Origin of the sequence: Mucilaginibacter sp. NFX135 (genome assembly GCF_048565145.1) — a bacterium.
GTDB lineage: Bacteria > Bacteroidota > Bacteroidia > Sphingobacteriales > Sphingobacteriaceae > Mucilaginibacter.
Window position 1 is genome coordinate 1,716,980 of record NZ_CP183412.1, and the last position, 12,593, is coordinate 1,729,572.

Genomic DNA, 12,593 nt, shown 5'->3' on the forward strand with positions numbered 1-12,593 from the left:
AAACTGCAATATTAGCAAATTATGCGTATTTTATCGCTATCTAATCTATTTTAAACCTGAAAATTAACGCCATTTTCATGAAACCTGAAAAGAGAGGTAAAACCCAAATAAATTCTTAAATATACCTGAAATATGACGGATATGTTATTAGTATATTAAACTAAATGAAGTTAAACAGCAATAATAATATTCTACCGTTAAAATATGTTATATATGGCAACCTACGCATAGGTTATGCGTAAAAAATAACTACTTTTAAAAATCTATAATACAAATCAATCTAATGAAAGGAATTATTTTAGCGGGAGGATCAGGCACCAGACTTTATCCAATTACCAGGGCAATAAGTAAACAGCTGATGCCGATTTATGATAAGCCCATGATCTATTATCCCTTGTCGGTTTTAATGCAAGCCGATATCAGGGAGATATTGATCATCACCACCCCCGAAGATAACGAAGGATTTAAACGCCTGTTGGGCGATGGAGCCGAACTGGGCTGTAAATTTGAATATGCTATACAGGAAAAACCAAACGGACTGGCGCAAGCATTTGTAATTGGCGAAAAGTTTATTGGCAATGATAAGGTTGCGCTAATACTGGGCGACAACATATTTTATGGGACGGGCTTTAGCGAATTGATACGCAGCTTTAATGATGTTGATGGCGCAGCTATTTTTGCCTACCATGTGGCCGACCCGGAAAGATATGGTGTTGTGGAGTTTGACGCGGATTTTAAAGCCGTATCTATTGAAGAGAAACCAGCTGCGCCAAAATCCAGATTTGCGGTACCGGGATTGTATTTTTATGACAATAGTGTTATCCAGATAGCCAAGGATCTTAAGCCTTCGCCGCGTGGTGAATATGAAATTACCGATGTAAATAAATATTACCTGGAGCAGGGAAATTTACACGTAGGGGTAATGGATAAAGGTACAGCCTGGCTGGATACCGGAACTTTTGACTCGTTAAGCGATGCTACCGAATATGTACGCGTGATTGAAAAACGCCAGTCGACTAAAATTGGTTGTATTGAAGAGGTTGCTTACCGTCGTGGGTTTATTGATGATACACAGTTAAAAGTGTTGGTAGCTAAATATATTAAGAGCGGCTACGGTGTTTACTTGCAAAGCCTGCTATCATAAAACTGTATCAATAGTACCGGTCATTTGATCGAGTATATTTGCATCGCTGGCCTGGAACCAGTGAAAGGTATTGTCTTTACGGAACCAGGTGAGTTGTCTTTTGGCAAATCGCCTGGTATTTTGTTTGATCATTTCAATAGCTTTTTCAAGACTGGTTTTACCATCAAAATAATCAAACAATTCGGTATAGCCTACGGTGTTGAGGGCATTAAACTGACGGAAAGGGAGCAATGCCTCTGCTTCGGTTAATAATCCTTGTTGTACCATCAGATCAACCCGGTGGTTAATACGGTTGTATAATACCTCACGGGGCAAGTTAAGTGCCAGTTTAATGATATTAAATGGACGTTTGTTTATGGTAGCCTGCCGGTATGAGGAGAAGGGTTTGCCCGAACTTTCAAAAACCTCCAAAGCCCTGATGATACGTTGAGGGTTACCCAGATCTACCTCGTTATAATAAACCGGATCGACCGATTGTAATTGCTGTTGAAGATAGCCGATCCCTTTTTCTTCCAGTTCCTGGTTTAGTCTTTCCCTGATAGCAGGATCGGCTGTTGGCAGATCATCAAAACCCTCGCATATCGCCTTAATATATAAACCAGAACCTCCGGCCAAAACCACTTTATTGTGTGTCTTAAATAGCTTATCCAACAAAACAAGCCCCAGTTTTTCAAAATCGCCAACAGAAAATGGTTCGGTTATAGAATGTGAGTCAATGAAATAATGTTTTACAGCTGCTAACTCCTGTGTATTGGGTTTAGCGGTACCTATACTCATTTCCCTAAAAAACTGCCTGGAATCGGCAGATACCACTACCGTATTGTAATGTCTGGCCAATTCAATAGCCGCTGCCGTTTTACCCACAGCTGTTGGGCCTGCAACTACGATGAGGGTTTTGTTTTTGGGGATCATAGCTTATGGTTCATAGATCATAGCCGATTTTCTCAAGGCTATAAAAAAATGTATTACCTGACAATGAACCATTAACTATGATCCATGAACTGCGAAGCAACTAATTAATAATCATCGCCACCACCACGGTGCGGACGATCTTCTTCATCAAAGCCTTCGTCGTCGGCAAATTCGTTGCCAAACTCATCTTCTTCCTCTTCTTCGGCTTCGTGTTTTTCTTCGGGCAGATCATCAACTTCAGTATCGGTTACTTCAGAAAAATCTTCTGCATCCTCGGGTGTAAAAGCCATTTCATTCAGGAAGTCGAAATCCTCGTTTGTAGGCGGCAATACGGTTGGGTTAAATACGTTACCGAATTGTTTTGGAGCTTCACCAACAGATTTTATAACGGCAGGATAAGTTGTACCCGGTGTTTCGTCAAGAATGATCTTCATCAGTTCGACATGAAAATCAAAAGGGCGGTCGAAATTAAAAGTATAGTAAAATTTTTGATGCGGATCATCAATAAAACTCAGCAGTTTTACATTGCTCATTAATGATACGCCACGGTCAATCCTTTTTTGATTAGGCAAATAAGTAATTTCTTCACCCTTTGTCCATTGATCATTACTGATATAAAAAGAAGATGAAAACTCGGGATTGTAGCCGGTTGATTGGTGTATTGCGCGGTGGAGATCTTCGAAGGTTTGATTTGATTTAACATCAATCTCTCTCATTACGTCATCATAATCTTCGAAAGTTACCCTGAACCTGTATAGTGCCATTGTTTTTGTGAATTTTGGGAACAAAAATAATCTTTTAATTCAATTTTGTGTCTGCTACAACTTTTAAGCCAATTTCTAAACCTTTACTTATTGTGAAATTTAAAGCTGCTTCTCGGGTGTTTGGAATTTCGCCTTCCAGTATGGCTTCACGTATCTGATTTTTGATAATTCCTACCTCACGACCTTCTTTAAGGCCAAAAAGCTGCATAATGTCATTACCTGTAACAGGTGGCTGCCAGTTTCTGATGCTGTCGCGCTCTTCAACATCTTTTAATTTTTGTTGAACCAGCTCAAAATTGTTACGATACTTTTTTACTTTATATTCGTTTTTGGTGGTAATGTCTGCTTTACACAACAACATCAGGCCTTCAATATCATCTCCCGCCTCAAAAAGTAATCGGCGAACCGCCGAATCTGTAACAATAGACTGTGATAATACAATGGGTCGTAAATGGAGCTGCACCAGCTTTTGTACCTGCTTCATTTTTTCGTTAAGCGGTAATTTTAACTGGGCAAATATTTTGGGTACCATGCGTGCTCCGCGATCCTCATGACCATGAAACGTCCAGCCGTGACCAGGTTCAAAGCGTTTGGTGGCCGGTTTGGCAATGTCATGTAATATGGCGGCCCAGCGCAGCCAAAGATCTGTCGTGGTTTCGCAAATATTATCCAGTACCTGCAGGGTATGATAAAAATTGTCTTTATGACCCTTACCGTCGATATAATCAACCCCATATAGGTTGGCCATCTGCGGGAATATTTTATGCAGCAGGCTGGTATCAAATAAATAATTAAATCCGATAGATGGCACCGGCGACAAAATGATTTTATTCAGTTCGTCGGTAATACGTTCTTGTGATATGATGCTGATGCGGTCGGCGTTGTTCCTGATCGCTTCTACGGCTATTTCATCTATCCGAAAATTAAGCTGTGTAGCAAACCTGATGGCCCGCATCATGCGCAGCGGATCATCAGAAAAGGTTTCATTGGGATTAAGCGGCGTACGGATCAGTTTCTGTTCCAGATCAGCTATACCGTTAAACGGATCAAGCAGATCGCCAAAAGTATCGGGATGAAGAGAAATGGCCAGCGCGTTGATGGTGAAATCGCGGCGTTTTTGATCGTCCTCTAATGTGCCGTCTTCTACTATAGGTTTCCTGGAATCGCGGCGATATGATTCTTTACGAGCGCCCACAAATTCCACTTCCAGGTCCTGGTATTTAAGTGATGCTGTGCCAAAGTTTTTATACACGGCTACCTTTACTTTGAGCCTGGCCGCTACAGCTTCGGCAAAAGCGATACCATTACCTATTATAACAATATCGATATCTTTTGAAGGGCGATTAAGAAAAATATCGCGTACAAAGCCACCAATAGCATAAACCTGCAGATTATGCTGTGCCGCAAGTTTTGATATGATTGAAAATACAGGATGCTGAAGGTGGGCTTTCATGTAGCTTAATAAAATTCTGAGTTCTAAAACCTAAATTCTAAAACGAAGGTCAAAGGTAATGGTAATTTTTAAACTCTAAATTCTAAAACCTAAATTCTAAATCAGAAAAAAAGAATCAAGAGTCAAGAGCCAAGAGTCAAGAGTCAAGACACAAAAAGGCGTAGTTATTTTTCTTGATTCCTGGCTCTTACCTCTTGACTCTCTCTTCTACCTGCGTATAAACTCAAACCGGCCATCGGGAGCCAGTTTCATAATGGTTGATGGATTTTTGATCTCTTTGCTATGCTGATCAATATCAACTACATAATCAACACCATCAATGATCTCCTGATCGATCTGTGAAAAATATTGCGGGGATGGCTTACCGCTGATATTGGCTGAGGTTGACACCAAAGGTTTGCGCAATCGCTGTATCAACTGCTGGCAAAACTGGTGACTGGTAACGCGGATACCTATACTGCCATCGGGCGCTATTAAAGCCGGTGAAATATTTTTGGCACCCGGCATAACCAGGGTCAAGGGGCTTTCGGCGTATTCGATCAGGTCATAAGCCAGGGCATTAACCTCCTGTACATAGCTTTCCAGCTTGTTTTCGGTATCCAGCAAAATGATCATGCTTTTGGCTTCATCGCGCTGTTTCAGGCGATAGATCTTTTGCACGGCTTCGGTATTGGTGGCATCGCAGCCAATACCCCAGATAGTATCGGTAGGGTACAGGATAATGCCGCCTTCCTGTACTATTTTAAGTGCTTTGGCAACTTCGTCTTTAAGCATGGTTGGTATATTTTTATTAGAATCAAGAACCAAGAGTCAAGAAAATAGTTAAATATTTTTTCTTCTTGATGCTAATATCTTGACTCTTGATTTAACGCGTTTATAATTTGCAATTCATCCAGCAGTTCCATACAACGCGGAACGCCATAAAGCTTGCAGGTATTGCGCACACAAGGTTCGCAAGTTAGTTTACCATAACGCAGTACGGTTAAATTTTGTTTGTTATATGGAGCCGTGTTATGCTCATTGCCGGCACCAAACAATACAATAACGGGTGTGCCTACACTGTTGGCCAAATGAGCCGGACCTGAATCGGTGGTTAATATGGCTGCGCTTTGCGCCATCAGGCTGCATAAACCTGGCAAGTCAGTTTTGCCGGCATAGTTTTCCAGTCTTTCCTGGTTGTCAGAACCCGCAATAAGCTGACGTACAAAGTCTGCCTCCTTGGGCGAGCCGATCAATCCAAAAGTAACGCCCGGAAAAACGGCGGTTAATTGATTCAGCAGCGCTTGTCCTTTATCCAGCGGCATCCTGCGTGAGGATGCTTCGGAATTAAAATTGATCAGCACGCGGTTATTTTGCTTGGGTGATGTTATGGGAACATTTAATTTTACCTGTTTATCGGTTATTGTTTTACCGGTAAATTGCTCCAATAAGGATACATATTCGTCAACCCGGTGCAGGTTAGCAGGTTTTTTGAGAGAACTGGTCAATAAAAAAAAGCCGCCTTCCTTGCCAAAACCTACCCGTTTTTTTGCTCTGGTAGCCCAGGCCATCACTAATGATGAAAGGGATTGGGGCAAACTAAAAAAGAGGTCGTATTTTTCGGATTTTAGATTTTTACCAAAACGATAAACACCGTTGAGGCCACTGAACTCCTGCTTTGAAAAGGGATAGATGCGGGTTAAGCCTGGTATAAGCGGGGCAATATTACTGAGCTCTTTTTTAATGATTACGTCGATCTGAGCATCAGGATAAAGCTGACCAACCGCGTTAACAAATGCGGTGCTCATCACCACATCGCCAAGCCAGTTGGGCAGCCTTATCAGTATCTTCATTTTTTGAGATATGGGATATAACATCTCCCATCTAAATTAAACCGCTACGTTATTTTCCCTTAACGCGTCGTTCAATGATGTTTTTTTGTCAGTTGATTCCTTGCGGGTACCGATGATCAAGGCACAAGGTACCTGGAAATCGCCTGCAGGGAACTTTTTGGTATATGAACCAGGAATAACTACCGAACGCGCCGGTACGCGGCCTTTATATTCTACCGGGGTTGAGCCGGTTACATCAATAATTTTGGTCGACGCGGTTAAAACTACGTTGGCACCTAATACGGCCTCATGTTCTACATGTACGCCTTCAACCACAATAGCGCGTGATCCAAGGAAACAGTTATCTTCAATAATAACCGGGGCAGCCTGTAATGGCTCCAATACACCGCCAATACCTACACCACCGCTTAAGTGTACATGCTTGCCTATCTGTGCGCATGAACCTACGGTAGCCCAGGTATCAACCATAGTACCTTCATCAACATAAGCGCCAATGTTTACGTACGATGGCATCATGATAACACCTTTTGCCAGGTATGCGCCATAACGGGCAATACCATGAGGAACCACGCGTACACCGGCAGCTTTATAATTGGTCTTCAGTTTCATTTTGTCATGAAAAACAAAAGGGCCAACTTTAATTTCTTCCATCTGACGGGTAGGGAAATACAGCACTACTGCTTTTTTGATCCACTCGTTCACATGCCAGCGTGAACCAATCGGTTCGGCCACACGGATCTCGCCTTTGTCTAACCGTTCAATAACGGTTTCTATGGCAGTGGTATATTCATTATAATTCAGCAGATTCCTGTCTTCCCAGGCATCTTCAATCAGTTTTTTAAGATCTTGCATTGGTAAAATTAAACTTTTGGCAAATTAAAGGAATTTTAGGGAGAATTGCTTGAAATTAGGCGATTAGTCGCTAACCTTTTAAAACGCGGTTTAATTAGGCTGAAGCTACAGAAGTTAAGACTAAGCAGGAAAAAATACTCAACAAGCTTGATAAGATTAGAAACGTCATTCGCAATCAATGATACCGGTATAATTTTTTAATTTTATAGCTATTAGTTATGAAATATAAAATTATAGCACCGATAGAAAATTTACAATTAGAACCTAATACCTCAATTGAGTTGATAAAGTTTGTCTTTACAAATCATAATTCCGATTTCGAAGCAATAACTGAGGGTGAAGGTTTTGATACATATATTGGTGAAAGTGGATTGTCCGAATTTTTCAATGGTACTTTTCTGTATTATATGGGTGACTTTGATGAAGCAGAATCTAATTCAAAATTTAAAACCATTCCAGAGTTTCTAAATCAGTTTCATAGCAAACTGAATTTCTTATTTAATTTGTTATGGTTTGTTAAGGATAATTCAATAGTTATAAATAATTTTTACTGTAAAGATTTGGAAAATAACACTTCTATACTTTAGCCAGTAGGAATTCTGTATACGATTCATCAGGTTTCCCTTCCAAAACTACATTTACGGTAGAGGAAGCAAAGAAAGCTTGGGATTTGAATATTTCAGTAGGCAAACACTTTTTAAAAGTGGTTGATGAGATTCCTCAAATTCCAGAAGATATTCAGTCTCGGTTTTCTAATATTAACCCGATAAGGTTTTTTCCTTACAATGAGTTAAGCCGATTGAACAGAGCTTATATGTTTCTAAGCGAGGCGAGAGGAACCCACGCCATTCAATCCAAGGTGTCAAATTATATAATGTGTCTGGAATGTATGTTTAGTACCGATGCAATTGAAATCACTCATAAAGTTTGTGAAAGGGTGGCTTTTTTTATTAATGATGAGAATCACACTAAAAAGGCAATATTTGAATTAATAAAAAGTGCTTATGATGTTAGGTCAAAATACGTTCACGGTCAGAAGCTGCCATCGAAAACTTCAACTTTTAATCAATTGAAAGAGCTTTCCGAGAAGATGGACGACTTAATTCGTAGGGTATTCTTGAAAATTATCAAAACAGATACAGATGTGTTTTCTTTTGGTGATACACCATTAAACGAATACTACAAAGACTTGATCTTAGAATAACTTATTTACATAAGTAACCTATTTCCTAAGGAAAAATAGGCTAATGGATATTACTGCTAAAGCATCAGGCTTTACCTGCTTAATATTTTCTTGGTCACAAATTCATCAAAAAAGTAAGTGCGGTAAGCATTGCCAATGGATATTTCATACTTGCGTATGTTCACCGTGTTATTATCAAAAGCGGTTATTTGATTAATGTTGATGATATAAGATTTGCTGATACGGGCAAAAAGGTTTTGGGGCAGTTGTTCATGAATGGTTTTAATATTCATGGCCGTTATGATCTTTTGATCATCGGTTTGCATCACTACATAATCTTTAAGGCCCTCTATAAACAGAATGTCTTTAAAATAGATCTTAATATATTTCCGGTCGGCTTTAACAAAAAAGTAGTCCTCCGCTACATTCTCAATTTTGTTGTTCGAATGATCGGCTTTTAAAATATCCTGGTAAAACTGTGCCCTATTCACCGCTTTCAAAAAGCGTTCATACCGTATGGGTTTAATCAGGTAATCAATAGCTTCAACCTCAAAACCTTCTAAGGCATATTCTGCATAAGCGGTGGTGAAGACAAGTAAGGTTTTTGCTGGTATCATTTTAGCAAACTCCATTCCGCCGATGCCTGGCATTTGAATATCCAGAAAAATCAGATCGACCGCGGTCTCATTAATAAATTTTGCCGCAGCATTGGCGCTTCCAAAACTATTAAGTAATTGTAGATTAGGGGTTTTGTTGATAAATAACTGAATGGCCTCCCGTGCTAAGGGTTCATCATCTACAATGATACAATTCATAAGATAATCTTTAAGTCTACACGAAATTTATCTTTATCATCCTGGATCCTGAAAAAATGCTTTTCGTGATAAAGCAATTCCAATCTCCGCTTTACATTTCCCAGCCCCAAGCCACCATTACCATTATTGCGGATCATTTCCAGCCGGGGTTTTGAATTGATACAAATAAAATTGATCTCGTTATGATTTACTTTAAAAAATACATGAATATAGGATGTGTTTTCGGCATCCATGTTGTGTTTCACCGCATTTTCAACAAAGGTAATAAAAAGCGAGGGGGATACCTGTACACCACTGATGTCTCCCTCACGTGACATGATAAACTCAAAATTGTCACGCCGTATTTTTTCCAGGTTCAAAAAATCTTCCAGAAAACGGATCTCCGCGGTGAGCAAAACTTTGTTTCGGGTACTGTCATAAAGCTGGTAACGAAGCAGGTCGCTTAATTTCATCACCACCTGCGAGGCCTTTTCGGGATTGGTTTGTGTTAACACATTAACATTATTCAGCATGTTAAATAAAAAATGCGGATTGATCTGGTTTTTTAATTGTTCCAGTTCGGCCTGTATGGTAACAGTTTCCAGATCATTGATCCGCTGGTTAACTACAATGGAGTGCTGAAATAATTTAATAGCGGCAGAGGCAGCTATCAGGATCAGGAATATCAGCGTAATAAAAGTAAAGAGCAGCACACTGGGGCTTTCGTTGCTGGCCTTATAATGAAATTTAAAATAAGGATTGATCAGGTATCTTCCGGATACAAAAAATAACAAAGCCACAACAAATAGTACAATTACCCAAATAAAGTATTTTACGTAACTGGCATTGTATACATAACGGGGGATCAATATATACATGTTGATATAAAACAACAACATCAGGATAAGAAAGAAGGTAATTTTTAAATAGGTGTTAACCGGTTCAATAAAGGTATCCCTGGTGCTTGAAAAGATAACTCCGAGAAATAAGATCAGTGCGATATGCCTGTAAACTCTATATTTTGCGCTGCTTAAAAATTGAATCAGCATATCATTATTTAATTCCTTTGTGTCGGTTTCAGGTTTCATTGGATGTCTGATCTTTTAAAAATAAACATTTTAAACGGGGTGTAAATTTTGTTTATACCAAATGTGTAAATTATTATACCAAATGTTACTTTAATAATTTTATTAATGCCCATCTAAATTTTCTTTACACTCCATTTTTTTAGTATAAGCGATAGTGTACTTGCTATAATTTGTACTGGCTTTCGTATAAATTAAAATAGTTTAGTGATGGATCCGGATAACTTAGCGCTATATGCAAATGGCCAGATCTATCTTTACTATTTTCATAACACTGACCGCCATTGCCGCCTACGCTCAAAAGAAGGCTACCATTAACGGAACCGTTAAAGATGCTGTTACAGGTGAAACCTTAATAGGTGCCTCAGTTACCATTCAGGAATTACCGGCGGTTGGAACGGCTACTAACAATTATGGCTTTTATTCGCTGGCTGTTATTGAGGGAGAATATACCTTATTATTTACCAGTGTTGGTTATAAAAAGATAGCTCAAAAAGTGTCACTTCATAAAAATGAGGTTATTAATATATCCTTATCCCCCAAAAATGATTTGCAGGAAGTTATTGTGAAGGGCAAGCGATTTAGTAATGATAATGTGGTATCGCCTCAAATGGGTGTTGAGAAATTGAACATGACGCAAATAAATCAGGTACCAGTTTTATTAGGGGAAAGGGATATTCTAAAAACTATCACCTTAATGCCAGGTATTAAATCGGCTGGTGAGGGTAATACCGGCTTTTATGTGCGTGGAGGAGGATCAGACCAAAACCTGATCTTGCTGGATGGGGCCCCGATATATAACGCGTCGCACCTGTTAGGTTTCTTCTCAACCTTCAATTCTGATGCTATTAAGGATGTAAGTATCTATAAAGGAGGTATGCCGGCAGAATATGGCGGTCGCCTGTCTTCAGTTCTGGACGTTAAGATGAACGATGGGAATGATAAAGATTTTACGGTGCAGGGCGGTATCGGCCTTATTGCTTCGAGAATTAAAGTTGAAGGCCCGATTGTAAAAGATAAAGGATCATTCATGGTGAGCGCCCGCAGAACATATATCGATCTTTTTTTAAAAGCGGTACCGGACTCAAGCATCAACGGAAGCTCCATATATTTTTATGATATCAATGCCAAGGCTAACTATCAGTTTGATGATAAAAATGCCATTTATATATCCGGGTATTTAGGCAAAGATGTTTTGGGCTTAAAAGACGTTTTTGGAACAAATTGGGGAAACTCGGCAGGAACTATCAGGTTTACCCATTTGTTTGGCAGCAGATTGTTTTCCAATACTTCATTAATCTACAGTAATTATAATTACATGGTAGAAAGTTTTCAGAATAATGATGGCTTTAAAGCCACCTCAAAAATAACTGATGCTAACCTGAAAGAAGATCTGCAATACTCCATAGCCAATAATCACATCCTAAAATTTGGATTTAACATTTTGCATCATGACATCGCCCCTGGAGATATAACAACCACTAAGGCATCGGCTTATAATAACAGGCATGTAGAACAACGCTATGGATATGAAACCGCCGCTTACCTAAGTGATGAGTGGAAAGTGGGTAATCATGTAACGCTATTATATGGAGTAAGGTTTAGTTATATGTTTTTATTAGGCCCCGGAACATTTAAAACCTTTGATAGTAATGGTGCCACTACATCTTCTATAACTTATAAGGCGGGATCGGTGGTGCGGCGGTATTTGAACCCGGAGCCCCGCTTTTCGGCCAGTTATTTAATTAATGACGAAAACTCGCTTAAAGCCTCTTATAGCCGAAATACACAAAATATACATCTGCTCAGTAATTCTACCAGCAGCACCCCTGTTGATCTGTATGTGATGAGCAGTAAAAATATTAAACCCGAGATAGCCGATCAGGTATCTACCGGTTACTTTAAAAAGTTTAACAACAATGCCTATGAGTTTTCGGCCGAAGTTTATTATAAATGGATGCAAAATCAAATTGACTACAAAGACGGTGCCCAGCTTTTAGTTAATCAGGATGTAGAATCACAGTTAACCTATGGTACAGGAAGGGCATACGGCATTGAATTATTTTTAAAGAAAAAATATGGTCGGTTCACAGGCTGGGTAGGATATACGCTATCCAGAACTGAAAGGAAATTTGATGTCATCAACAACGGAAGCTATTATCCTGCACGGCAGGACCGAACACATGATGGTTCTGTGGTGGGTATTTATCAGTTTAGTAAACGTTGGACTTTCTCAGGAACTTTTCTGTATGGTACCGGGAATGCGGTTACCTATCCCACAGGGAAATATAATATAGGCGGTATAACCACTTTTTCTTATTCTAAACGGAATAACTACCGCTTGCCTTCATCAAACAGATTGGATATAGGTGCTACGCTTGAAGGAAAAGAACATAAGCGGTATCACTCCAGCTGGACATTTAGTATTTATAACGTATATGCACACAGAGATCCTTATAGCGTAACCTTCAGGGATAGCAAAACTGATCCAAACATGACGGAGGCTGTTGAAACCAGCATTTTCGCTACACTGATTCCTTCTGTCACCTGGGATTTTAAATTTTAACTTAAATA

The 12,593-nt window shown here is 39.5% G+C and carries 12 protein-coding genes; 4 read left to right on the plus strand and 8 right to left on the minus strand.

Annotated features, from left to right (window positions below; genetic code table 11):
* Positions 1 to 283 precede the first annotated feature (283 nt).
* Positions 284 to 1,144 carry a glucose-1-phosphate thymidylyltransferase RfbA gene (gene rfbA, locus ACNURT_RS07490; RefSeq protein ID WP_419701203.1) on the plus strand — a complete coding sequence of 287 codons (861 nt, stop codon included), beginning with the start codon at positions 284 to 286 and terminating at the stop codon, positions 1,142 to 1,144.
* On the opposite strand, the gene miaA is transcribed toward rfbA, so the two are convergent.
* The 6 genes from miaA to ACNURT_RS07520 form a co-directional block, all read right to left on the minus strand.
* A complete protein-coding gene (gene miaA, locus ACNURT_RS07495) occupies positions 1,139 to 2,056 on the minus strand; it encodes a tRNA (adenosine(37)-N6)-dimethylallyltransferase MiaA (RefSeq protein WP_419701204.1) in 918 nt (305 codons plus the stop codon). The two genes, rfbA and miaA, sit on opposite strands and share 6 nt — an antisense overlap.
* 104 nt (positions 2,057 to 2,160) lie before the next feature.
* Positions 2,161 to 2,820, minus strand: coding sequence for an IS1096 element passenger TnpR family protein (locus ACNURT_RS07500; RefSeq protein ID WP_370999286.1), 660 nt, complete (start codon positions 2,818 to 2,820; stop codon positions 2,161 to 2,163).
* Between the two features lie 34 nt (positions 2,821 to 2,854).
* Complete coding sequence (locus ACNURT_RS07505; RefSeq protein WP_419701205.1) at positions 2,855 to 4,273, minus strand: CCA tRNA nucleotidyltransferase; 1,419 nt, start codon at positions 4,271 to 4,273, stop codon at positions 2,855 to 2,857.
* A 207-nt stretch (positions 4,274 to 4,480) separates the two neighbouring features.
* Entirely contained in the window at positions 4,481 to 5,047 is a 567-nt protein-coding gene (locus ACNURT_RS07510; RefSeq protein WP_419701206.1) for an L-threonylcarbamoyladenylate synthase, read from the minus strand.
* A gap of 71 nt (positions 5,048 to 5,118) precedes the next feature.
* A complete protein-coding gene (locus tag ACNURT_RS07515) occupies positions 5,119 to 6,105 on the minus strand; it encodes a glycosyltransferase family 9 protein (protein ID WP_419701207.1) in 987 nt (328 codons plus the stop codon).
* 36 nt (positions 6,106 to 6,141) lie between these two features.
* The gene (locus ACNURT_RS07520) at positions 6,142 to 6,957 is read right to left on the minus strand and encodes a 2,3,4,5-tetrahydropyridine-2,6-dicarboxylate N-succinyltransferase (RefSeq protein WP_076374254.1); all 816 of its coding nucleotides are present in this window, start codon (positions 6,955 to 6,957) and stop codon (positions 6,142 to 6,144) included.
* 218 nt (positions 6,958 to 7,175) lie between these two features.
* Between ACNURT_RS07520 and ACNURT_RS07525 the strand changes: the two genes are divergently transcribed.
* Positions 7,176 to 7,544 carry a hypothetical protein gene (locus ACNURT_RS07525; protein ID WP_419701208.1) on the plus strand — a complete coding sequence of 123 codons (369 nt, stop codon included), beginning with the start codon at positions 7,176 to 7,178 and terminating at the stop codon, positions 7,542 to 7,544.
* 83 nt (positions 7,545 to 7,627) lie between these two features.
* Positions 7,628 to 8,161 (plus strand): hypothetical protein, encoded by a 534-nt coding sequence (locus tag ACNURT_RS07530; protein ID WP_419701209.1) that lies wholly within the window; start codon positions 7,628 to 7,630, stop codon positions 8,159 to 8,161.
* A gap of 71 nt (positions 8,162 to 8,232) precedes the next feature.
* Here ACNURT_RS07530 and ACNURT_RS07535 read toward each other — a convergent pair whose 3' ends face one another.
* Together ACNURT_RS07535 and ACNURT_RS07540 are read right to left on the minus strand one after the other, a co-directional pair.
* Positions 8,233 to 8,955: a LytR/AlgR family response regulator transcription factor gene (locus tag ACNURT_RS07535; protein ID WP_419701210.1), complete on the minus strand. Its 723-nt coding sequence runs from the start codon at positions 8,953 to 8,955 to the stop codon at positions 8,233 to 8,235.
* On the minus strand, positions 8,952 to 10,022 hold the full coding sequence (locus ACNURT_RS07540) for a sensor histidine kinase (protein WP_419701211.1): 1,071 nt from the start codon (positions 10,020 to 10,022) through the stop codon (positions 8,952 to 8,954). The genes ACNURT_RS07535 and ACNURT_RS07540 overlap by 4 nt, the downstream gene beginning before the upstream one ends.
* Positions 10,023 to 10,260: 238 nt before the next feature.
* Here ACNURT_RS07540 and ACNURT_RS07545 point away from each other — a divergent pair, with 238 nt between their 5' ends.
* A complete protein-coding gene (locus tag ACNURT_RS07545; RefSeq protein WP_419701212.1) occupies positions 10,261 to 12,585 on the plus strand; it encodes a TonB-dependent receptor in 2,325 nt (774 codons plus the stop codon).
* The last annotated feature ends 8 nt before the right edge of the window (positions 12,586 to 12,593 follow it).